25 protein-coding genes are annotated in these 23972 nt (G+C 34.1%); 22 read left to right on the top strand and 3 right to left on the bottom strand.

Annotated features, from left to right (window positions below; translation table 11 throughout):
• Positions 1-14 precede the first annotated feature (14 nt).
• The 16 genes from tgt to trxA all read left to right on the top strand — a co-directional run bounded on the left by tgt (position 15) and on the right by trxA (position 16228).
• The gene (gene tgt, locus AC1RPQ_RS07240; RefSeq protein WP_481761842.1) at positions 15-1160 is read left to right on the top strand and encodes a tRNA guanosine(34) transglycosylase Tgt; all 1146 of its coding nucleotides are present in this window, start codon (positions 15-17) and stop codon (positions 1158-1160) included.
• Between the two features lie 83 nt (positions 1161-1243).
• Positions 1244-1606 (top strand): preprotein translocase subunit YajC, encoded by a 363-nt coding sequence (yajC, locus tag AC1RPQ_RS07235; RefSeq protein WP_409021441.1) that lies wholly within the window; start codon positions 1244-1246, stop codon positions 1604-1606.
• Between the two features lie 164 nt (positions 1607-1770).
• Entirely contained in the window at positions 1771-3258 is a 1488-nt protein-coding gene (zwf, locus tag AC1RPQ_RS07230; protein WP_481761841.1) for a glucose-6-phosphate dehydrogenase, read from the top strand.
• A gap of 147 nt (positions 3259-3405) precedes the next feature.
• Positions 3406-4116: a B3/B4 domain-containing protein gene (locus tag AC1RPQ_RS07225; protein WP_481761840.1), complete on the top strand. Its 711-nt coding sequence runs from the start codon at positions 3406-3408 to the stop codon at positions 4114-4116.
• A gap of 137 nt (positions 4117-4253) precedes the next feature.
• Positions 4254-5396, top strand: a complete 1143-nt coding sequence (gene dinB / locus AC1RPQ_RS07220) for a DNA polymerase IV (protein ID WP_481761839.1) — start codon at positions 4254-4256, stop codon at positions 5394-5396.
• 57 nt (positions 5397-5453) lie between these two features.
• Positions 5454-6134 (top strand): metal-dependent hydrolase, encoded by a 681-nt coding sequence (locus AC1RPQ_RS07215; RefSeq protein WP_481761838.1) that lies wholly within the window; start codon positions 5454-5456, stop codon positions 6132-6134.
• Between the two features lie 15 nt (positions 6135-6149).
• The gene (locus AC1RPQ_RS07210; protein WP_481761837.1) at positions 6150-7103 is read left to right on the top strand and encodes a DHH family phosphoesterase; all 954 of its coding nucleotides are present in this window, start codon (positions 6150-6152) and stop codon (positions 7101-7103) included.
• A 1-nt stretch (position 7104) separates the two neighbouring features.
• Positions 7105-8430 carry a DEAD/DEAH box helicase gene (locus AC1RPQ_RS07205; protein WP_409021433.1) on the top strand — a complete coding sequence of 442 codons (1326 nt, stop codon included), beginning with the start codon at positions 7105-7107 and terminating at the stop codon, positions 8428-8430.
• 275 nt (positions 8431-8705) lie between these two features.
• Complete coding sequence (gene alaS, locus AC1RPQ_RS07200; protein WP_481761836.1) at positions 8706-11363, top strand: alanine--tRNA ligase; 2658 nt, start codon at positions 8706-8708, stop codon at positions 11361-11363.
• A gap of 147 nt (positions 11364-11510) precedes the next feature.
• Positions 11511-11771 carry an IreB family regulatory phosphoprotein gene (locus AC1RPQ_RS07195; protein ID WP_481761835.1) on the top strand — a complete coding sequence of 87 codons (261 nt, stop codon included), beginning with the start codon at positions 11511-11513 and terminating at the stop codon, positions 11769-11771.
• An 8-nt stretch (positions 11772-11779) separates the two neighbouring features.
• On the top strand, positions 11780-12214 hold the full coding sequence (gene ruvX, locus AC1RPQ_RS07190) for a Holliday junction resolvase RuvX (RefSeq protein WP_409021430.1): 435 nt from the start codon (positions 11780-11782) through the stop codon (positions 12212-12214).
• Between the two features lie 14 nt (positions 12215-12228).
• Complete coding sequence (locus AC1RPQ_RS07185) at positions 12229-12522, top strand: DUF1292 domain-containing protein (RefSeq protein ID WP_409022780.1); 294 nt, start codon at positions 12229-12231, stop codon at positions 12520-12522.
• Between the two features lie 145 nt (positions 12523-12667).
• Positions 12668-12922: a cell division protein ZapA gene (zapA, locus tag AC1RPQ_RS07180; protein ID WP_481761834.1), complete on the top strand. Its 255-nt coding sequence runs from the start codon at positions 12668-12670 to the stop codon at positions 12920-12922.
• Positions 12923-12926: 4 nt separating this feature from the next.
• Entirely contained in the window at positions 12927-13454 is a 528-nt protein-coding gene (locus AC1RPQ_RS07175) for a CvpA family protein (protein WP_481761833.1), read from the top strand.
• A gap of 19 nt (positions 13455-13473) precedes the next feature.
• Entirely contained in the window at positions 13474-15831 is a 2358-nt protein-coding gene (locus AC1RPQ_RS07170; RefSeq protein ID WP_481761832.1) for an endonuclease MutS2, read from the top strand.
• Between the two features lie 85 nt (positions 15832-15916).
• A complete protein-coding gene (trxA, locus tag AC1RPQ_RS07165; RefSeq protein ID WP_409022776.1) occupies positions 15917-16228 on the top strand; it encodes a thioredoxin in 312 nt (103 codons plus the stop codon).
• A 55-nt stretch (positions 16229-16283) separates the two neighbouring features.
• Here the strand turns inward: trxA and AC1RPQ_RS07160 are convergent, their stop codons facing one another.
• Positions 16284-16772, bottom strand: a complete 489-nt coding sequence (locus tag AC1RPQ_RS07160) for a YslB family protein (protein WP_481761831.1) — start codon at positions 16770-16772, stop codon at positions 16284-16286.
• 161 nt (positions 16773-16933) lie between these two features.
• Between AC1RPQ_RS07160 and racE the strand changes: the two genes are divergently transcribed.
• Genes racE through AC1RPQ_RS07145 form a run of 3 tightly spaced genes read left to right on the top strand, consistent with a single transcriptional unit; the run spans position 16934 to position 19512 of the window.
• Positions 16934-17743: a glutamate racemase gene (gene racE, locus AC1RPQ_RS07155; RefSeq protein ID WP_481761830.1), complete on the top strand. Its 810-nt coding sequence runs from the start codon at positions 16934-16936 to the stop codon at positions 17741-17743.
• 1 nt (position 17744) lies between these two features.
• Positions 17745-18986, top strand: coding sequence for an XTP/dITP diphosphatase (locus AC1RPQ_RS07150; RefSeq protein WP_481761829.1), 1242 nt, complete (start codon positions 17745-17747; stop codon positions 18984-18986).
• Complete coding sequence (locus tag AC1RPQ_RS07145; RefSeq protein ID WP_481761828.1) at positions 18967-19512, top strand: YfcE family phosphodiesterase; 546 nt, start codon at positions 18967-18969, stop codon at positions 19510-19512. The genes AC1RPQ_RS07150 and AC1RPQ_RS07145 overlap by 20 nt, the downstream gene beginning before the upstream one ends.
• Positions 19513-19560: 48 nt before the next feature.
• On the opposite strand, the gene AC1RPQ_RS07140 is transcribed toward AC1RPQ_RS07145, so the two are convergent.
• On the bottom strand, positions 19561-20298 hold the full coding sequence (locus AC1RPQ_RS07140; protein ID WP_409022771.1) for an MIP/aquaporin family protein: 738 nt from the start codon (positions 20296-20298) through the stop codon (positions 19561-19563).
• A 165-nt stretch (positions 20299-20463) separates the two neighbouring features.
• Between AC1RPQ_RS07140 and cbpB the strand changes: the two genes are divergently transcribed.
• Genes cbpB through AC1RPQ_RS07125 form a run of 3 tightly spaced genes read left to right on the top strand, consistent with a single transcriptional unit; the run spans position 20464 to position 22857 of the window.
• Positions 20464-20946 (top strand): cyclic-di-AMP-binding protein CbpB, encoded by a 483-nt coding sequence (gene cbpB, locus AC1RPQ_RS07135; protein WP_481761827.1) that lies wholly within the window; start codon positions 20464-20466, stop codon positions 20944-20946.
• Between the two features lie 27 nt (positions 20947-20973).
• Positions 20974-21681: a 2,3,4,5-tetrahydropyridine-2,6-dicarboxylate N-acetyltransferase gene (gene dapD, locus AC1RPQ_RS07130; RefSeq protein WP_481761826.1), complete on the top strand. Its 708-nt coding sequence runs from the start codon at positions 20974-20976 to the stop codon at positions 21679-21681.
• Positions 21682-21711: 30 nt separating this feature from the next.
• Positions 21712-22857, top strand: coding sequence for an N-acetyldiaminopimelate deacetylase (locus AC1RPQ_RS07125; protein WP_481761825.1), 1146 nt, complete (start codon positions 21712-21714; stop codon positions 22855-22857).
• A gap of 38 nt (positions 22858-22895) precedes the next feature.
• Here the strand turns inward: AC1RPQ_RS07125 and AC1RPQ_RS07120 are convergent, their stop codons facing one another.
• Positions 22896-23816, bottom strand: coding sequence for a mechanosensitive ion channel family protein (locus AC1RPQ_RS07120; RefSeq protein WP_481761862.1), 921 nt, complete (start codon positions 23814-23816; stop codon positions 22896-22898).
• Positions 23817-23972: the final 156 nt, after the last annotated feature.

The following is a 23972-nucleotide window of genomic DNA, read 5'->3' as shown; positions in this document are numbered from 1 at the left end:
ATGGAGAATTAATAATGGTAGAGCCCGCAATTAAGTATCGGTTAATCAAAAAAGACAAACGGACAGGTGCCAGACTTGGTGAAATTATTACACCTCACGGAACTTTCCCAACGCCAATGTTTATGCCCGTAGGTACACTAGCATCTGTTAAATCAATGGCACCTGAAGAATTAGACGAACTTGGTGCTAATATTATCTTATCAAACACCTATCATTTATGGTTACGCCCCGGTGAAGATGTCGTACAAGAAGCTGGTGGGTTACATAAATTTATGAATTGGGATAAAGGTATTTTGACTGATTCGGGTGGCTTTCAAGTATTTTCATTAGCAAAGATGCGTGATATTACTGAGGAAGGCGTCAAATTTAGAAGTCATCTAAATGGAGAAAAATTATTCTTATCACCAGAAAAAGCGATCCACATAGAAAATGCTTTAGGTGCGGATATTATGATGAGTTTTGATGAATGTCCACCATTTTCTGAAAGTTATGACTATATTAGCAAATCAGTTGATCGGACAAGCCGCTGGGCTGAAAGAGGACTTGAAGCTCATTTGAATCCGAAAGAACAGGCTTTATTTGGAATTGTTCAAGGTGGCGGTCATCGAAATTTGAGAGAACGAAGTGCGCGTGATTTAGTTTCAATGGACTTTCCTGGTTATTCAATAGGTGGGTTATCGGTAGGGGAATCAAAAGCTGAAATGAACCGCGTTTTAGATTTCACAACGCCATTGTTACCAGAAGACAAGCCACGGTATCTAATGGGTGTTGGTTCAGCTGACGCCTTGATTGATGGGGTGTTACGTGGAATTGATATGTTTGATTGCGTGTTACCAACACGTATTGCTAGAAATGGGACAACAATGACTTCAATGGGCCGTGTTGTTGTAAAAAATGCGAAATATGAACGAGACTTTAGACCATTAGATGAAAACTGTGATTGTTATACATGTAAGAATTATACGCGTGCTTATTTACGTCATCTGATTAAAGCAGATGAAACATTTGGTATTCGTTTAACTAGTTATCATAATTTGTATTTTTTAACACATTTAATGGCTGATGTTCGTCAAGCTATTATGGATGACAACTTATTAGAATTTCGTGAAGCATTTTTTGAACAATATGGATTTTATGATAAAAATCCTAAGAATTTTTAAATTTTTTTGAATAACTGTGGTGTTCAGTCAATAAGTTTGATACCCTTGTGTAGTAAGAAAAAAGAAATAGAGGTGACTTATTAATGCAATATAGTAGTATTTTAATGATTGTGGCTTTATTCGTCTTGATGTATTTCATGATGATTCGTCCACAAAAAAAACAACAACAAAAACAACAAGATATGATGAACCAATTAAAACCTGGGGATGCAGTAGTAACTATTGGTCGTTTACACGGCGTTATTGATAGTTTTGATGAAGAGGCAAAAACTGTTACACTTGATTGTGACGGTATTTTCTTAACATTTGAACGCTCAGCAATCGCACGTGTCCTTCCTGCCGCAGTTAAAGTAGAACCTGCAGCTGCAGTTAAGGAAGAAACAACTACTGATGCAGTTATTGAAACAAAAACTGAAGAAGATAAATTCTCTTCTGACGAAAAATAATTATTTTCAAGTATTAACTTTGTGCTAATCAGAGTTAATACTTTTTTTATTGTCTAGTTTAAGACCAACTTTCTTGTTTATTTTACTAATAAAATGTAAACTTATACTATTGATTTTACTAATAAAGAGGACTGAAACCTCAAAAATGAGAGTGGTGTGGAATAATGGAAACTCAACAAAAGGCCTTATTTATTATCTTTGGTGGAACCGGAGATTTAGCAAAGCGAAAATTGTATCCATCTCTTTTCAAACTATTTGAAAAAGGATTTTTAGATGCCAACTTTGCTGTAATTGGGACTGCAAGACGTCCTTGGACAGATGATTTTTATCAAAACGTTGTTACTGAATCTTTAGTTAATGTTAGCGATGATGCTAATAAAATTGCTGATTTCGTATCACATTTTTATTATCAATCACATGATGTGACTGATGTTGCACATTATATAACTTTAAAAAAATTAGCAGATAAACTTGATGAAAAATACCAAATTGAAGGTAACCGTATGTTCTACTTAGCAATGTCACCTCAATTTTTTGGTACGATTGCGACTCATTTAGGGTCACAAAAGTTAGTAACTAAAAATGGATTCAACCGTTTAATTATTGAAAAACCTTTTGGACGCAATTTTGAAAGTGCTAAAAAGTTAAATGATGAAATTACAAATACTTTTGATGAAGATCAAATATTTAGAATTGATCATTACCTAGGTAAGGAAATGATTCAAAATATTCCAGCAATTCGTTTTGGTAATATTATTACGCAAACATTGTGGAATAATAAGTATATAGATAATATTCAATTAACGTTGAGTGAGTCATTAGGTGTTGAAGAACGTGGCGGGTACTATGAAACGAGTGGCGCTATGCGTGATATGTTCCAAAATCACATTATGCAAGTTGTTTCATTATTAACAATGGACATGCCAAAAGAATTTGTTGCATCAGAAATTCGTAAAGAAAAATTAAAGGCTTTAAAAGCAATCCGTATCTTAAAACCTGATGAAGTTAATAAAAACTTTGTTCGTGGACAATATGGTGCAAATGAGGCAGGAACCGAAAAGGCTTATCGTGAGGAAAAACAGATTTCACCTGATTCAATGATTGAAACATTTATTGCTGGTCGTTTAATGATTGACAATGATCGTTGGGCTGGTGTGCCAGTTTATGTTCGCAGTGGTAAACGTCTTGTCGAGAAAAATACTGAAATCAATATTGTTTTTAAAAATGTTGAAAAAAATATTTTTGGAACAAGTGCTGAACATGAACATTTAGGTAAAGATGTATTAACAATTACAGTTGAACCTGATGAACGATTTAGATTGACGATTAATACTAAAGAAATTGGGCAAGGCTTTAACACGAATAAAACGAATTTAGATTATGTTAATTCACCTGAAACAAAAGCTAAAACACCAGAAGCATACGAAAAGTTAATTTTGGATGCGTTAGATGGAAATGCAATTAATTTTGCTCATTGGAATGAAGTTGCTAAGGCATGGAATGTAGCCGATGTGATTTTAGAGACATGGCATAACGATAATGATGATAAAACGTTATTCCCTAACTATTTAAGTGGATCGATGGGTCCAACGGCTTCAGATAAATTATTAACGGATGATGGTAATTACTGGATATACGATCCTAAAAAGTAAAAAACGTTAATCCTTCGGTATTAATTGAAGTAACTCTTGCATGATAATTTTAATTATTTAGGGAAATATTATTTTAATAGACAAAATATCAGAAGTATTATAGTACGAAAGCGATTATAAAAGTATAAATTTATAAGGAGAGTAATGATGAATAAAATTATTATAGATGAAGATTTTTGGAACATCTTTCCAGATGCACAAATTAATATTATGCTTTTAAAAGATATAGATAATCATCCTAAAGAAAATCAAACCGATTTTTATGATAACATGCTTGAACAAGCTGGGGATAAAGCTCAAAAATATTTAACAAATGAATCATTCAAAGACAATTTAGTCGTGGCTAATTGGCGTGAAGCATACCAAAATTTTAAGAAGAAAAAAGGTGCTCGTTCATCAATTGAAGCTTTACTTAAACGAGTTGATCAGGGTAAAGGTGTGGGTTCAATAAATCCGCTTGTTGACCTGTACAATAGTATTTCATTAGAGTATGGTGTACCTGTTGGTGGTGAAGATACAGATGCTATCAAAGGAGATCTTCATTTAGGTGTTGCTAAAGGTGGAGAAGCTTTTTATCCTTTAGGTGATGATAAAAATGAACCAGCTCTGCTTGGTGAAGTTTTATATTATGATGATGATGGAGCAGTTTGCAGATGCTTAAATTGGCGAGATGGTAAAAGAACAATGTTAACAGATGATACAAAAAATGCTGTTATGGTAATGGAATCTGTCAATAAAGAACAGAATGAAATTATTGATGAGGCAATGTTACAATTACAAAAGTCTATTAAAGATAATCTTAATGTAGAAGGTAAAATTTTTAAATTAAATAAGGATAATTCTGTTATAGGTGAATAATATGAAGTACCTCATAATTGTTAAACATAAGTTTAACGATAATGAGGTATTTTTATATCTTAATGGACAATAAAGAGCAATTAATTTGAAAAGGAACGTGCGTTCGTGTAAAATTGCATGAAAAGGATGTGGGACTAATGGCTGAATTAAATGGTATTACAATAGACGATAATTTATTAAAAAGAAAAATTATCCATGTCGATATGGATGCTTTTTATGCGTCAATTGAAGAGCGTGAACATCCTGAATTTATTGGACAACCATTAGTTATTGCCCAGGATCCTAGAAAAAATGGTGGTCGTGGTGTTGTTGCTACAGCAAATTATGAGGCAAGAAAATTAGGTATCCATTCTGCTATGGCAGCCCAAGAAGCTTATGAAATTTGTCCTAAAGCTATTTTTAAATCGCCTGATTTCACACTATATAAAGAAGTTTCAAGACAGCTTCATGAAATATTTCATGAATATACAGAAATGATTGAGCCAATTGCATTTGATGAAGCCTATCTTGATATTACACAGAATAAAAAAGAAATTAAAAGTGCTATTCAAGCAGCGCACATGATTCAAAGAGAAATCTATCAAAAATTACATTTAACCTGTTCAACGGGTGTTTCTTATAATAAATTTTTAGCAAAACTAGCGTCCGATTACAATAAACCAGCTGGAATGACATTAATTCTGCCAGAAGATGTCATTCCTTTTTTATCTGAATTGCCAATTGGTAAATTTAGAGGCGTTGGAAAAAAAACAGAACCAAAAATGATTAATCAAGGTATCCTTACTGGAAAAGAATTATTAGAAAAATCTGAAGTTGAATTAATTCAACAATTTGGTAAATTAGGGTACTTCTTATATAAACGAGTACGAGGTGTTGATGATCGTCCAGTCGAGTGGCAAAGAGAGAGAAAATCGATTGGTAGCGAGCGAACATACGGGAAGTTATTGATGACAACGGATGAAGTTGAAACACAACTTAGGTATATTGCACATTTAGTTTCAGAAACGTTGAGTAAACAACAAAAACATGGGAAAACGTTAGTCATTAAAGTTCGCTATCAGGATTTTACGACGCTAACAAAAAGATTAACATTGGAAGAATTTATTCGTAATGATGCAGCAACTATTTATTTTTATGGACGACAGATTTTTGACGATATATTGGGTGCAGAAAAGGGAATTAGGTTACTTGGATTAACGATGACAAATTTAGCACCAATTGGTTTTGAAAATATGAAACTACCATTATTTGGGAAAAAAGACACAAAACAGCCTTTGTAATTGGCCTCAATAACCGTTATACTTAAGAGCAACTTTGGAAACGAAAGAAGACTAAACATGAAAATTACATGGCTTGGACAATCTAGTATTCAAATTGTTACTGACGATAAGTTGACGATCTTAATTGATCCATTCATTAAAGATAATCCGTTAGTTAAAACGACTATTGACGAATTAAATCCAGATTATATTTTAGTGACGCATGCACACTACGATCATGTGGGTGATACAATTGAGTTAGCAAAAAAATCAGGGGCTAAAGTCGTTACAATCAATGAACTAGCTAATTATTTTGAAGATGAGGGTTTAATTGTTGAGCCTTTAAATTTTGGTGGTCAGCTTAAATTACCTTTCGGTTCAGTAAAACTTATTCCCGCGTGGCATACTGCTGCCTTGGTAATTGATGGTACAGCGAGAACATTAGGTGTAGCTGCAGGGTTTGAATTGCATATTGATGGGAAAGTCTTGTATCATGCAGGAGATACGGCTTTATTTTCAGATATGAAGTTAGTTAATCATATGGAACCTGTTGATTTAGCATTTTTACCGATTGGTGATACTTATACAATGGGTTTAGAAGATGCTGCAATTGCAGCTGAATTTGTACAGGCAAAAAAGGTTGTTCCAATTCATTACAATACGTTTACCAAAATTGAACAAAATCCAGTTGAATTTGTTCAATTATTGAATGATGGTGTGGGGATTATTCCCGAGATTGATATTCCATTTGAGTTCTAAGAAGGAGTCATTTAAGTGAAAATTGAGTTAGAAATTTTAAAAAAAATTAAACAATTTGATACGATTATTATTCATCGTCATCAAAGTCCAGACCCTGATGCAATTGGATCTCAATCGGGGTTAGCAGCAATTATTCGTGCTAGTTTTCCTGACAAAAAGGTTTATCAAGTTGGTGCGCCCTCAGCTGGATTAGTATGGATTAGTGACCAAGATGAAATTTCTGATGAGACGTATAATAATGCACTCGTCATCGTGATTGATACGGCTAATCGTCCAAGAGTTGAAGATGATCGATATACAAGTGGTGCCTACCTAATTAAATTGGATCATCATCCCAATGAAGACGTTTATGGTGATTTAGTTTGGGTGAAAACAAATGCATCAAGTAGTTCTGAATTAGTTATGGATTTAGTTGATGGCGTTGGTGGAGAACTTGTAGTTACTGATGATGCGGCTAGGATGTTATACGCCGGAATTGTTGGCGATACAGGTCGATTCATGTATTCAGCAACAACTGCACATACGATGCAAGTGGTTGCTGAATTAATGACTTATCATTTTTCAACTACTAAAATAAACCAAAAAATGGACAATATTACCGCAGGTGTCGCTAAGTTATCAGGATATGTATATGATAATTTAGTTATTACAGAACATAAAGCAGCATATGTCATATTGACACATGACTATCTAGATTCAATAGAGTTGGGCGATGCTGGTTCATCTCAAATTGTACCTTTACCAGGTAAAATTATTGAAGTTCAATGTTGGGCAATTTTTGTGCAGCAAAAGGATGGTAGCTATCGCGTTCGATTACGATCAAAAGGTCCTGTAATCAATCAGTTAGCAAAAGAGCATGATGGTGGTGGACATCCCATGGCCAGTGGTGCAAGAGCTAAAGACCAAGCAGAGTACGAAGAAATAGTTAAATCACTTGATGATTTAGCTAAGACATATACGGGAGAATAAAATGCCAGAAAATTTTAAAAATTTTGGATTGAAATCGTATCTTTTAAAAGCGATTGAAGCAATTCATTTTAATGTACCAACAGAAGTTCAACAACGCTTAATACCAGTTGTTTTAAAGGGTAAAAGCGTTGTAGGTCAATCACAAACGGGTAGTGGTAAAACACATACTTTCCTATTACCAATCTTTAATCAACTTGATCCTTCAAATAATACGGTTCAAGCAGTTATTACGACACCAAGTCGTGAACTTGCTTACCAAATTTATGAAGCTGCTAAGCAATTGGCAGAATTTAGTCCCGAACCTATTCATATTCAAAATTATGTTGGTGGGACAGATAAACAGCGTCAAATCGATAAATTAAGTAGAAGACAACCACAAATTGTCATTGGGACACCTGGACGTATTGCTGATTTAATGAGCAGTAACGCTTTAGATATTCATAATGCATCAACTTTAGTTGTAGATGAAGCAGATATGACACTTGATTTAGGGTTTTTGAAAGAAACTGATCAAATTGCATCTGCATTACCTTCTGATCTTCAAATGATGGTGTTTTCAGCAACTATTCCACAAAAATTACAACCATTTTTAAAGAAATACATGAAGAACCCAGTAGTTGAAGAAATTGCAGCTAAATCAGTTATTAGTGATACGATTGAAAACTGGATTATTCCAACGAAGGGTCATGATCGTAATGAAGTTATTTATCAATTAATTACGATGGGACAACCATATATCGCACTTATTTTTGCAAATACAAAAACACGTGTTGATGAAATTGTTGAGTATTTACGTGGTAAGAATTTAAAAGTTGCTAAAATTCATGGTGATGTGCCAGCTCGTGAACGAAAACGTGTCATGAAAGAAGTTCAAAATTTAGATTTTCAATATGTTGTCGCAACTGATTTGGCAGCGCGTGGAATTGATATTGAGGGTGTTTCACATGTCATCAATGATGATATTCCAAATGATTTAGAATTCTTCATTCATCGTGTTGGACGTACTGGTCGTAACGGTTTGAGTGGTATTGCGATGACGTTATATGAACCAAATGAAGAAAATAAAATTGCTGAGTTAGAAGCAATGGGGATTAAATTTGCACCTAAAGATATTAAAAAAGGTGAAATCGTTGATTCTTATGATCGTAATCGCCGTGAAAATCGTAAACAAACCAAAGATCCTTTAGCTCCAGTAATCAAAGGAATGGTTAAAAAAGAGAAGAAAAAACGTAAACCTGGATATAAGAAAAAGATTCAAAAAGCAATTAAACGTAAAGATCAAATGGATCGTCGCGTTAACAGAAAACAAAATCGTAAAGAGTCGTAAGCTTAATTTGACAATTTGAGTCGATTTCAATATAATTTTTATTAGAAACAGGGATAAATTTAAATAGCCTAACAGAAACATTTCATTTGCTGAGAGAAATGATTATTTAAAAAAGCTGCCTTGTGTTAAGTATTAATAGAATGACGTCCACTCAACGTTATCGAGTTTAAGAGGTAAACGACTAAAACATCGTTGCAAGTAAGGTGGTACCGCGCTATAAGCGTCCTTACTCGCAGCGGTGTTTTTTGCTTAAAAATAGAAGGGAAGTCACACTTATGAAAAAAATGACAAGTACTGAAATACGCCAAATGTATTTAGATTTCTTTAAAGAAAAAGGCCATACAATTGAACCTAGTGCCTCATTACTACCTGTGGATGATCCCACATTACTGTGGATTAATTCCGGTGTTGCAACTTTAAAAAAATATTTTGATGGATCAGTTGTACCAGAAAATCCTAGAATTACGAATGCCCAAAAAAGTATTCGTACGAATGATATCGAGAATGTTGGTAAGACAGCACGTCATCATACGTTATTCGAAATGTTGGGTAATTTCTCAATTGGGGATTATTTTAAACCAGAAGCAATTAATTGGGCTTGGGAATTATTAACAAGTGAAAAATGGTTCGCATTTGATGCTGAAAAACTATACGTTACTGTTTACCCAAAAGATTTGGAAGCAAAACGTATCTGGTTAGAAGAAGTTAAGTTACCAAAGGATCATCTAGTAGAAGTAGAAGATAACTTTTGGGATATTGGACAAGGACCTAGTGGACCTGATACAGAAATTTTTTATGATCGTGGACAAAGTTTTAATAACTTAGCTGAGGATGATGACGAAAATTATCCTGGTGGCGAAAATGAACGTTATCTAGAAGTTTGGAATATCGTGTTCTCTGAATTTAATCACACACCTGAAAATAACTATGAACCACTACCTCATCAAAATATTGATACGGGGATGGGTTTAGAACGTGTTGTTTCGATTTTCCAAAATGCAAAAACTAATTTTGAAACAGATTTATTCTTACCCTTAATTGATGCAACTGAAAAAATGAGTAATAATAAAAAATATGATGATAATGCCCAAGATGATATTTCATTTAAGGTTATTGCAGATCATGCGCGTGCAATTTCATTTGCCATTGGTGATGGCGCTTTACCTTCTAATGAAGGACGTGGCTATGTTATTCGTCGATTAATTCGTCGTGCAGTGATGCATGGACAAAAATTAGGGATAGAAGGATCATTTTTAACGCAACTTGTACCTGTTGTTGGTAATATTATGAAGGATTATTATCCGGAAGTTTTAGAACAATCAGAGTATATTTCTAAAATTGTTCGTTCTGAAGAAGAACGATTTAATGAAACATTAAAAGATGGATTACAGTTATTAAATAATCTTATTTTAACGACTAAAAAAGAAAATAAAGTAGAGCTAACTGGTGCTGGTGTCTTTAAATTGTACGATACTTATGGTTTTCCATTTGAATTAACGAAAGAATATGCCGAAGATGAAGGATTATCTGTAGATCAAGTAGGGTTTAACGCTGAAATGCAACAGCAGAAGGATCGTGCTCGTGCTGCACGTAGTAATGCTAAATCAATGGGTGTTCAAAATGGGATGTTAACAGATATTAAAACAATTAGTGAATATGTTGGTTATACACAAGCTAATGTGGATGACGCCAAAGTGGTTGATTTAATTGTGGATAACGAGTTAGTAGATAACATAAAACCAGGTGATAACGCTCAAGTTATTTTTTCAAAAACACCATTTTACGCTGAAATGGGTGGACAAGTTGCTGATAAAGGAACTATCAAAGATACAGAAGGCAATGTTATTGCTGAAGTTGAAGAAGTTCAACATGCACCTAATGGACAAAATTTACACGCCATTAAAGTTCTTGCAGCAATGAAAAAAGACCAATTAGTGACACTAGAAATTAATCAAGATTTCCATAAAAAAGTTGAAAAAAATCATACGGCGACACATTTACTTGATCAAGCATTGCGAGATGTTCTGGGCGAACATACACATCAAGCTGGGTCATTAGTCGAACCCACTTATCTACGGTTTGATTTTACAAATATTGGTTCCGTTTCAGAGAAACAGTTAAAACAAGTTGAAAAGATTGTTAACGATAAGATTTGGGCTGAGTTAGCTGTTGAAACTGTTGAAACAGATATTGATTCTGCTAAAAATATGGGTGCCATTGCTTTATTCTCAGAAAAATATGGAAAAATTGTGCGGGTTGTGAAAATTGGCGATTATTCAATTGAATTCTGTGGTGGTACGCACGTTTCAAATACGAGTGAAATCGGCTTATTTAAAATTATTTCTGAATCAGGTGTTGGTGCCGGCGTTCGTCGTATTGAAGCAGTAACTTCTAAAGAAGCTTTTGATTTCTTAAACGGACGTAACGAACTCTTAGAAACAGTAGCACAACAAGTAAAAGTAAATAAAGTCGTAGAAGTTTCAAATAAAATTGAACAATTACAAAGTGCATTAAAAGTAAGTGAACAACAAATTCAAGCATTTGAAGATAAAATTGCTAGCCAACAAGCTGGGGATGTTTTCAAAAATAAACAAGAAATTAATGGTAAAACGTTAATTGCAGCAAAAGTTTCAGTTTCAGGGATGTCTCAATTACGTCAATTGGCTGACCAATGGAAAACCCAAGAATTATCAGATGTTTTGGCTATTGGAACAACAAGTGATGACGGTAAAGTTAATTTAATTACGGCAGTTAGTGCTGATGGCATTAAATCAGGATTAAAAGCGGGCGATTTAATTAAGACGATTGCGCCACTTGTTGGCGGTGGTGGCGGTGGCCGACCAGACTTAGCTCAAGCAGGTGGTAAAAATCCAGCAGGTTTAGCTGATGCAATCAAAGAAGCAGCAAATTGGTTAAATAATCAAACCAAATAATAATTAAAGGAGTATTTATCTAATAATAAATAGATAAATACTCTTTATTATATTACGGCTTGATTACATCAGCTTGTTTTGATTGTCGAATGGTCCTTTTTTTAGTAGAATAGAGCTAGGTTAATAAATTGATGGGGGTGCCACGTTATGAGTTCATTAGATAAAACAATGTTCTTTAATTTTGACGAAAATAATAAAAAAGATGTCCACGATACATTGGTAACTGTTTACCAATCATTAGAAGAAAAAGGGTACAACCCTATTAACCAGATTGTTGGCTATTTGTTATCGGGCGATCCTGCTTATATTCCTAGATTTAATGACGCACGTAATTTAATTAGAAAATATGAACGCGATGAAATTGTTGAAGAGTTAGTTAAAAATTACTTAAATACAGAAGAAAAGTAGGAAATTAAATGAGATTAATGGGCTTGGATATTGGTTCAAGAACGGTCGGCGTTTCAATGAGCGATTTATTAGGATGGACTGCCCAAGGCGTTGAAATTATTCGTATTAATGAAGACAGAAGTGACTTTGGTATTGAACGTGTCAAAGAATTGGTTACAGAGTATGAAGTAACTGGCTTTGTACTCGGCTTACCCAAAAATATGAACAACTCATTAGGCCCTCGTGCTGAAGCTGCGCAAAAGTACGGCGAGTTATTAGTTGAAACTTTTGGCTTGCCAATTGATTTTCAAGATGAACGGTTGACAACTGTTGAGGCAGAACGTATGCTTGTTGAACAGGCCGATACATCAAGAAAAAAAAGAAAAAAAGTTATTGATAAACTTGCTGCAAGCCTAATTTTACAGAATTATTTAGATGGTAAAGGCAAATTAACTAAAGAATAAAGTGAGGTCACAATATGAATAATGAAGAAGAAAACCAACAGATTACATTAGTAGATGATAACGGTAATGAAACACTTTTTGAAGTTCTGTTTACCTTTGAATCTGATGATTACAATAAATCATATATTATGCTTTATCCACTTGGCTCAGAAGCTGATGAAGAGGTTGAAATTCAAGCTTACTCATTTAGTCCTAATGAGAATGGTGAAGCAACTGAAAGTGATTTAGAACCAATCGAAGACGATGATGAATGGGATATGGTAGAAGAAGTATTGAATACCTTCCTTTCAGATGAAAGTATGCAATAGAAGATTATTTAAAAAGTTGAGCCAAATTGGTTTAACTTTTTTATTTTGTTTTAAATTATATATTATGGACTATGATACACATATCTCTTTTGATCAATTCGTGGTAAAATTATTTTTAAATGATTAAATGTAAGGAGGGTGTTCATTGGAAAATCAAAAGAATAGATATAAGACTAAAATCGGTAAAAAAGTGTATACAATTATTGGATCAGAATCAGACACACACATGGACGCCGTAGCAACATTGGTGAAAAATGAATTTCAATCAGTGAAGGACATGCTACCTGAAATAGATGATGAACAAGTAGCGATATTAGTAGCTATCAACGCAGTTTCAGATCAAATTAAATTACAAGAAAAATTAAATGAAATTAATGGTGAAACACAAGTAAAGGAGTAATATTATGACAGTTTCTTTAATTGTTATCTTTTTATTAATTGTGTCATTTTTTAACGGTTATAGAAAAGGATTAGTATTAACGCTTTTGAGAATTGTAGGATTTATCGCTATCTATTTATTTGCTAAAGTTTTAACAAATCCTGTTACTATTTGGTTGGGAGAACGTTTCCCTAAAATTATGGAAACTGATAAGACATCTATTACGAACCATCTTCAGACTAACTTTTATTCGATGATTGTATTTGCGGCTTTATTTGTGGTTGGCGGTATACTCATTAGAGGTATTATTAGAGTAATAAATTCTGTTACAAAATTACCAGTTATTCATCAGGTGAATTCACTAATTGGTGGGGTTCTATCGGTTATACTGATGTTTGTTTTTATTTTTATTGGGTTAATTATTTTGTCGGCTTGGCCTAATCAAAAAGTTAATGAAGCTGTTTTAGAATCGACGGTTGCTCAAAAAATACTAACAGATACGCCAACAATAGCTAAAAAGATGTTCATTACAAATACATCATCTACAGATTAAATGTTAGGAGAATTAAAGTATGAACGAAAAAGGATTAAAGACATTAGAATATCAAAAAGTTAAACAACAAATTCAAACATTTATATCTACTGAATCTGGACAAGAAGAAGTTAAGGCATTAGAGCCGATGACTAATCTCGAAAAAATCCAAAAGGATTTAGACGAAACACAAGATGCTGTGAAGATATTGCGACTCCGCGGTGGCATTCCTTTACCACAATTAGTCAACGTTAAGCCACATATGAAACGGTTAGATATGGGAGCTTCTTTGAATGGTAAAGAGCTATCTGCTGTTGGTCGTGTACTACGAACGACTAATGAGGTTAAATTATTTTTTAAAGATTTAGCAGATTCTGAAATTGAATTAACGAGATTATTTGAATGGATAGAAAAGCTTGAAAATCTACCTGAAATTAATCGTAGGTTGAATCAGTCAATTGAAAATGATGGTCACATTACTGATGAGGCTTCACCAGTATTGCATAATATTCGACAAAATATTTTACGCTCGGAAAGTGCCATTAGAGCTAAACTACAAGAATTTACGCGTGGTAAAAGTGCTAAATATTTAAGTGAAACATTAATTACAATTAGAAATGAACGTTACGTTATCCCTGTTAAGGCAGAATATCGTGGTCAATTTGGTGGCGCTGTTCATGACCAAAGTGCAACAGGACAGACCTTATTTATTGAACCGCAAGCAATTGTCGAGATGAATAATCATTTACGCGAACAGCAACTTGCTCAAGCAGATGAAGAACGTCGTATTTTGGCAGAGTTATCTGAATTAGTTGCACCTTTTACAGCAGAAATTTTAGAAAATGCTTATATTTTAGGACATTTCGATTTTGTTAATGCAAAGGCACAATATGCAAGCTCAATTAAAGCAACTGAACCAGCAATTAGTGTTGAAAATGACATTTTTTTAAGACAAGCACGTCATCCTTTATTGGATAGTAAAAAAGTAGTTGCTAACGATATTATGTTAGGAAAAGATTATCAAGCAATTGTTGTTACGGGACCTAATACCGGTGGTAAAACAATTACGTTAAAAACATTAGGCTTAATTCAGATGATGGGACAATCAGGTTTAAATATTCCAACAAATGAAGGTAGTCGTATTGGTATTTTTGAAGATATCTTTGCAGATATTGGGGATGAACAATCGATTGAACAGAGCTTAAGTACATTTTCTGCTCATATGACTAATATCGTTTCTATTTTAGCTAATATTAACGAACATTCATTAGTTTTATTTGATGAATTAGGAGCTGGAACGGATCCACAAGAAGGTGCAGCTTTGGCGATTGCAATTCTTGATGCTGTTGGAGAAAAAGGTAGTTATACAGTTGCTACAACACATTATCCCGAATTAAAAGCGTATGGGTTTAATCGTGCTGGAACAATTAATGCTAGTATGGAATTTGATAGTGAAACGTTACAACCAACTTATCGATTATTAATTGGAATACCTGGTCGTAGTAATGCGTTTGATATTTCTCGTAAAATTGGGTTAGCGTCAAATGTTGTTGATCAAGCGCAAAACTTGACCAATCAAGATAGCCAAGATTTGAATGAAATGATTTCTGACTTAATGAGTAAGCGAAAAAAGGCAGAAGATGAGACACTGGCATTAAAAGCACAACTAGAAGATTCAACGAAATTACATGATGACCTAGCTAAACAGTATGCCGAGTTTGTTGCGCAAAGAGAGTCAATGACGGATAAGGCTAAGGGAAAAGCTAATGAAATCGTGGCAGAAGCAGAAATAAATGCAGATAAAATAATAAAAGAAATTCGCCAAATGCAGATGCTTCAAGGACAAGCTGTTAAAGAACATGAATTAATTGATGCAAAATCACAATTATCACAAATGCATCAACCAACAAATGCTTTGAAGAAAAATAAGGTCCTACAACGAGCTAAAAATAAACAAGAATTCCATGTGAACGACGATGTCTTAGTTAAAACTTATGGTCAACAAGGTGTTTTAGTTAAAAAAATGAGTAAGACAGAGTGGGAAGTTCAACTTGGTATTCTAAAAATGAAAATTAATGAAAACGACCTTCAAAAAGTTCATATCGAGAATGATAAAAAGGATAGAACCATTTTTAAAAATGCGGCTTCAACAAGCGTTTCAACATCGCTTGATCTTCGTGGACAGCGCTATGATGATGCAATGAGCCAAGTTGATCAGTATATTGATTCTGTTTTACTTGCTGGATATGCTTCTGTTACTATTGTTCATGGTAAAGGGACTGGAGCCTTAAGAACTGGAATAACAGATTATTTGAAATCAAATCGTCATGTTAAGTCATTTGAATTTGCAGCACCCAATGCTGGTGGAAATGGCGCAACTATCGTAGAATTCAAGTAACGTTTACTTTTTGTAAGCAAAAATGTGGCGTGGTATTATTTTCTTTGATATGATGGTCACATAAATAATAAAAGGGGGAATTCAAATGGTACAAGCAATTACAGATAAAGAATTTGAAAAAGTAACAGATTCAGGTGTAACATTGACAGATTTTTGGGCAACATGGTGTGGTCCTTGTCGTATGCAATCGCCAGCTATTGAAGATTTAGAACAAGAAATGGGCGATAAAGTAAAATTTTCTAAAATGGATATTGATCAAAATCCAGCAACAGCACAATCTTTTGGTATCATGAGTATTCCAACTTTAATGATTAAAAAAGATGGCGAAGTTGTTGATACAATCGTCGGTTATCATTCAAAAGATCAGGTTAAAGAAGTTTTAGCACAATATATTTAGTAATTAAAAAGAGCTGACTTTTAAAGTCAGCTCTTTTTAATTATCTATTCGATAATTATTCAGTTTCAGTTGGTACTTTGAAGTGAAATTGGTCAGTTGGTTCTGTCATATTAGGATCTTTTAAATCAGTTTGAACAATAATTGAAACACCGGATTTATTATTTTGATTTTCAATTATTGTTTCTGATGTGAAACCACTTTGAATTTGGATAGTTTCAGCAATAAACCCAGCTTCTAGGTTAAAATCAGCAGACTTAATCTGATTCTGTCTGAAGGTAACAATATTACCAGATAGTAACCAAGTTTGCTTGTCTTTTTTTTCTTTAACCACTTCAAGAGTACCCCAATTTGCCTTTTCAAAAAAGGTAATAAGGTCTGCAATATTAGCGAGGTTAGCATTACGGGCCATTTTTTTACCAACCCAGTATAAAATTGTTGTATCCGTACCAATTACTTCTGGTATTAAACTATCGCGAATAAGTTCATATGCGAATGTATCATTGTTGTCAGCTGATAATAAATTTTCAATCAAATTTGGTTTCATATGGATCTCCCTCTGGATATATAATATACAAGTATTATACCGTTATTTAAGATTAGATGATATTGATTTTTCATAAATTAATGTTAAATGACTAGACTTGAATTTTGAGTAAAGACAAGTCATAATTAAGATTGATAAGTAATCGAAAAAGAGGTTAGAAAATGAATAATCAAGCAATTGGATTTATTGATTCAGGTGTTGGTGGATTAACAGTTGTAAAAGAAGCACTTAAACAATTACCAAACGAAAAAATATACTATTTAGGTGATACAGCTAGAATGCCATATGGACCTCGGCCCTCAGAACAAGTTTTAGAATTCACTTGGGATATGACATCTTTTTTGTTAAGTAAAGGGATAAAAATGTTAGTGATTGCTTGTAATACAGCAACGGCTGCTGCCTTGGATGATTTACGAGAAAAATTAGCAATCCCAGTGATTGGTGTTATAAAACCAGGAAGTAGAGCGGCAATTAAGTCATCTAAAAACCAAAGAGTAGGCGTTATTGGGACGGAAGGTACGATTAAAAGTAGCGCATATAGTAATACGTTACATGAAAAAAATCCTAATTTATTTGTGACGAGCTTACCTTGTCCAAAGTTCGTCCCAATTGTCGAGAGTGATCAATACGAATCAGAAATCGCTGAACGAGTTGTTAATGAAACGTTAGCTTTTTTTGATGATAAAAACATTGATACACTAGTCATGGGCTGTACTCACTATCCATTACTCAGACCTTTTATTCAAAATGCGGTTGGTGATAAAGTAACGTTGATTGATTCAGGAGCTGAAACAGTTAACGATGTTTCAACTATCTTAGATTATTTTAATATTGCGGCTAAAAGTGAAGCAAAAATTGAACATGAATTTTTTACGACGGGTGATGCGAATGATTTTAACGAAATTGCATCAGGTTGGTTAGGATTAGAAAATATAAATTCTAAAACAATTCATTTAGGACAGGGAGACTAACATGCGTAAAAATGAGAATCGAGATAATTTAGAAGTTAGACCAGTCTCAATTACAAAATTAAGTCTTAAGGAAGTCGATAGTGCGATTGAATACCAGTTGGGCTTGACTAAGGTAACAATTTTAGTTAACGAAACAGATAACATTGGTGAATTGAAAGTAGACGTTAATCAGTGGTTGAGTGCTCAAAGCAATGTCAAAATTGAATTGATTTTATCATCGCTTAAGACGGCCTTGGCAGAAACATTAAAAGATACTGGATTTAATTTACAAGTACAAATCATGCAAGCTGATGGGGATATTATTGCAACAGTTATTAATGCGAGTTATGTAGCAATTCAAAATTTATTGTTAAAGAGTAACGGTCAAAAATTAAAACCATTTTCAGCGATTAATGTTGGTTTCATTCATGATGAGTTATTTGCTGATTTAACAAGTGAAGAAGAGGAAACAGCCGATAGTCATTTATTAATTGTTCAAAATGAATCAGGGGCTTTTTTACAATTGAATTTTGAAAAATCTAATGCTGATTTACTTGGTGACAAATTAACGCAACTTTTAGGTGGAGCAATGTCAGGATTATCAGAATTAATGGGTAATTCGCAGAAGAAAACCATTTTAATTCAAAATGAACATATTGAGAATCAAAAAGATGTGATTTTAATTGCAACTAAAAATGAAGGAAAAGCGACTGAATTTAAACGTTTTTTTAATCCACTAGGATTTAAAGTTACTACGTTGTTGGACTATCCTGAATTACCAGATGTTGAAGAAACTGGGAAAACATTTGAAGAGAATGCAAGATTAAAGGCAGAAACAATTTCACAATTAACACAATTACCTGTTTTAGCAGATGATTCTGGTTTAATGGTGGACGCCTTAGATGGTCGACCAGGTATATTTTCTGCTCGTTTTGCTGAGGACCATAATGACGCTGCGAATAATGCGAAATTATTACATGAAATGACTGACGTGCCGAAAGACAAAAGGACTGCAAATTTCCATACAACGTTAGTTTTTGCAAAACCTGGTAACGAGTCACTAGTTGTAGACGGTGAAGTGGCTGGAGAAATTTTGGGTATACCACGTGGAGATAACGGATTTGGTTATGACTCACTTTTTTATGTACCTGAATTATATAAGTCTATGGCTGAACTGACTGAAGTAGAAAAAAATAAAATTAGTCATCGCGGTCGTGCAACCGTCAAGTTAATGTCAAATTTTAATGATTGGTGGGAAAAATAAGATGAAGTGCTTAGTTGTGAGTGATAGTCATGGAGATCGTGATATATTAGAATCTATTTTAGTACATAATAAAAATCAAGTTGATGTATTTTTTCATTGTGGCGATTCAGAATTAGAAGCAAATGATCCGCTTTTTAATAAATTTGATGGTGTCCTAGGAAACATGGATTTTGATATGAATTTTCCAGAAGAATTAGTTGAAATTGTGAGCGGGGAAACTATCTATCTCTCTCACGGGCATCTGACTAACGTTAAAACAGGACTGTTCACACTTGAATTAAAAGCTAAGGCTAATCATGCTAAATTCGTATTTTTTGGACATACTCATGAATTAGGATGTGAGATGACTGACGATGGCGTATTAATTTTAAATCCTGGGAGCATTAGTCTTCCTAGAGGGATGTATCAAGGGATTGGTGGAACATATGCGATAGTAGAAGCAAACGAAAAAAATGTTCACGTCTCATATTTCACTAGACAGCATAAATTAATACCAGAATTAACTTGCGAGTTTAAACGTAAATAGCGAAAAAAAACCTCTAAACGAATTTTATCGTTTAGAGGTTTTTAAAATTTAAGCTAGCATAAAAAGTGATTTGTATAGGAAAACGGCACAAATGCCGGCTGCAATTGGTGCAACGACTGGGACCCAACTATAATCCCATTGTGAGTTACCTTTATTTTTAAGAGGTAATAGTTGATGTAGTAAACGTGGAGCAAGATCACGAGCTGGGTTTAGGGCTGGGCCAGTTGCGCCACCCAATGATGCAACTAATACAAGGACTAAGAAACCTAATCCGAGATGAGCTGTTCCGAGGTTATCGGAGAAAAATGGTGCTTTTGTAATACCAATGGCGCCAAATATCAAAATGAAAGTACCAACAAATTCATTAATAAAACCATTTAATTTACTTTGAGCGGCATCAATAGTTGAGAAAGTACCTAAAATACGTTCAGGATCAGTTGTTTGATCATAGTAAGGTTTGTAGGCTGCAACAACAATAGCTTGTCCAACGAATGCACCTAAAAATTGTACTGTCATGTAGGGAAGTACTTCACCCCATGGGAACAAACCAGAAAAAGCTAATCCTAAAGTGAAAGCTGGATTAATATGATTTGCTGAAATACTACCAAAGATTAAGGCGGGAATCATAACACCGAATCCATAACCGAAGGCGATTAAAGCCCAATCACTACCATGTCCTTTTGTATGCCCAAGTTCGACATTGGCCACCGAACCATTACCTAAAATAACCATAATTGCTGTACCAATAAATTCTGCAGCTAATCTTGTTGTTAATGTATAATCCATTGTATCCTCCTATTTTTGTTCGCAATATTTATTATGTTACCAATATTGCGAACAAATGTAAATATTTATTAATAATTGGCTCGATTTTTAAAAAAAATTAGTGTCTGCGTTCAATTTATTATAAAATAGGAGTTGTTCTAAAAGTTTGGAAGGAGGACCTATTGAATGATAGCTAAGTCTATTGAAAAAATGTTATCCGAAAACCAGGAACACTTTTTAATTCCAGCTGAAATTGTTGCTAATGTACAAGAAAATAACTTCCTGGATCACGCACTATTGGTTTTAACAAAAGTTCATTATGCTAAAATTCCCGTTTTAGATAATGATTATAAGTTTAAAGGATTGTTATCCTTGTCTATGATTACTGAGACAATGTTAGGATTAGATGAATTGGATGTCAGCCGATTACACGAAGTTCGTGTTAAAGATGTTATGGAAACTGATATTCCCACTATTCAAGATCCTTACGATATTGAGAATGTTTTGCACTTACTTGTGGACCATCCCTTTTTATCAGTTGTTTCTTCTGAGGGCAGTTTTACAGGTATCGTGACACGTCGTGAGCTTATGAAAAGTATGAATCATATTGCTCATGAATTTGAAAAAGAGTATATAGTTCAAGATATTGAAACTAAAGAAAGAAAATAAATAATATGAAATATTAGGAGAATGATGATGGCAAATTTAGATGCACACGAAATTATTAATTTTATTAGCACTTCAAAAAAGAAAACACCCGTTAAGGTATATATTAAAGGGGATTTAGTTGAAATCGATGTACCAGATACGATAGAAGACTACTTAAATGATAAAGCTGGCGTTTTATTTGGTGATTGGGCAGATATTGAACCTTTCCTAAATGAAAATTCAAAAATTGTAAGTTCTCATATTGAAAATGAAACTCGTAATTCAGCTGTTCCGTTATTAGATTTAAAAAAGATTAATGCACGTATTGAACCAGGTGCAGTTATTCGCGATCAAGTTTTAATTGGCGATAACGCTGTTATCATGATGGGCGCTATCATTAATATTGGTGCTGAAATTGGTAAGGGAACAATGATTGATATGGGTGCTGTTTTAGGTGGTCGTGCAATTGTTGGAGATAATTGTCATATTGGTGCTGGAACAGTACTTGCTGGGGTTGTCGAACCACCTTCAGCAACACCTGTTATTATTGAAGATGACGTTTTAATTGGTGGAAATGTTGTCGTGCTTGAAGGCGTTCGTGTTGGTAAAGGTGCCGTTGTTGGTGCTGGAGCTGTTGTTACTAAAGATGTTGCACCTTATACGGTAGTCGTAGGGATGCCCGCAAAAAAAGTTAAAGATATCGATGATAAAACAAAAGATAAAACAGAAATTTTAGCAGAGTTACGTAATATCTAGAAATAAATTGAAACGAGGGAACAGATAGAAATGAGTTTAACAACTGAAGAACTAATTAAAATCAGACGGGACTTACACCAAATTCCGGAAATTGGATTAGAAGAATTTGAAACTCAAGCCTATCTACTGAACTTAATTTCAAAATTTAATCAAAGTTTTATAGTAATTAAAACAGTTGAAACTGGTATTTTAGTTCGAGTAGTTGGTTCTATTGGCGGGTATACAATTGGATATCGGACTGATATTGACGGACTACCTGTTACTGAAAAGACAGGACTGCCATTTTCATCACGGAATGAAGGTAGAATGCATGCTTGTGGGCATGATATTCATATGACGGTTGCGCTCGGAATTCTAAATTACTTTTCTGAAAATCAACCAACAGTAAATATGACTTTTATCTTTCAACCAGCAGAAGAAAATGCCAGTGGTGGTAAGCGACTCTATGAGAGTGGATTATTAGATGAGTGGATGCCTGATGAAATTTATGCATTCCATGATAATCCACAATTACCTGCTGGAACAATTGGAACTCGATTAGGCACTTTGTTCGCAGGTACGTGTGAAATTCATGCACACCTAGCCGGAAAAAGTGGACATGCTGCATACCCACATCAGGCTAATGACATGGTAGTTGCTGGTGCACAGTTGGTCACGCAATTACAAACGATTATCAGTCGAAATGTCGATCCAATACAATCTGGAGTTGTTACGTTGGGTCAATTTACTGCTGGAACGACTGGTAATGTTATTGCTGGTGAAGCACAGATTAATGGAACAATTCGTGCGTTAACACAAGAAATGAATTTATTGATTCAAAAACGTGTTAAAACAATTTGTGAGGGTATCGCATTAATGTACGATTGCGAAGTAGAATTAAACCTCATTCAAGGTGGTTATCTACCTGTTGAAAATGATGATAGCAGGACTGAAAACTTTATTCGATTTATGAAAAACGATCCAGAAGTTTCATTTGTTGAAACACAACCTGCAATGACGGGAGAAGATTTTGGATTTTTATTGTCTAAAATACCTGGAACAATGTTTTGGTTGGGTGTAGATAGTCCTTACTCGCTACATTCTGAATTTTTGGCGCCTAAAGAAGCTGCAATTGATGCAGGTGTTCTTGCAATGGTCCATTTTTTGACAGATAGAGATCAACAAATAAGAAACTAAAAAATGACTCAATTATGATTTCATAATTGAGTCATTTTTTAGTTAAGTGAGATAGGTGAGTTTAAGACATGTATTTGAGCATCATTTAAAGCCGTTAGATAACCGGCAAGAAATGTCCGTTGAGTAGATGCCTGTTCACCATTTAAAGTGAACACAACGACTCTAAAGACCAAATTTCCTTTGCCAAGATCAACTAGACCTAAAATATTTGGTCCATCTTTAATTTCGGGATGAAGTGGGACTAACTTTTCATTAACGTTCTGTACAATATGGGTGATTTTATCCACATCGTCAGTGACATCAATTCGGATATCGATAACTGCTCGCATATTATTGCGAGATAAATTACTGACAATTGTGATATTTCTATTTGGGACAAAATGCAAAATACCATCATAGTCTTCAATTTGAGTCGTACGTAGGCCGACAGCCACGATAGGACCCTCAATTGAATCAATTCTAACGATATCTCCAACATCGAATTGTTGTTCTAAAAGAATAAAGAATCCAGTGACGACATCAGTTACGAATCCTTGTGCGCCAAGACCTAAAGCAACACTTAAGATTCCGGCACCTGCAATTAAGGTACCAACGGGAACACCGAGCACCGACAGAATAGCGTAAAGATAAAAAAATAACATAATATAGTGAAAAATATTTGATGTTAGTGAATTGATTGTTTCAACTCTATTTGTTGAATATCTATCGGATCCTCGATATTGATTAAATGTCCGACGAATGATTTTTTTTCCAATCCAATTTATAAGGATAAATAGAAAAGAAAAGAAAACAAGAGAAAAAACTAGTTCAACTAGGTTACTAATAATGGCATCCCAATCGATATGAGCTATGTAACGTGAAAGGAAAGTACTTTGTTTTGTAACGGTTTTTAGTAATGTCCCTAAAAGTAAATTGTCCTTTGTGAAATGCTCTAAAAAAAGATTGTTTAAAATGGCGATCACCCCTAAATTAATTTATTGATATCATCATAGCAAACATGTGGGCTAATGTGTAATTTAAATACAAAACTGTCGTATGTTATCAATTGCAGTTTTTAGGTTCGAATGCTATCCTATAAGTAGATTTTGAATTAATGTACGTAAGTAAATAGGAGG

The sequence above is a fragment of the Dellaglioa sp. CoH-57-MRSF-21 genome (assembly GCF_056781915.1).
The sequence above is the reverse complement of the archived record's forward strand: the minus strand, read 5'-3'. Positions and strand labels throughout refer to the sequence as shown.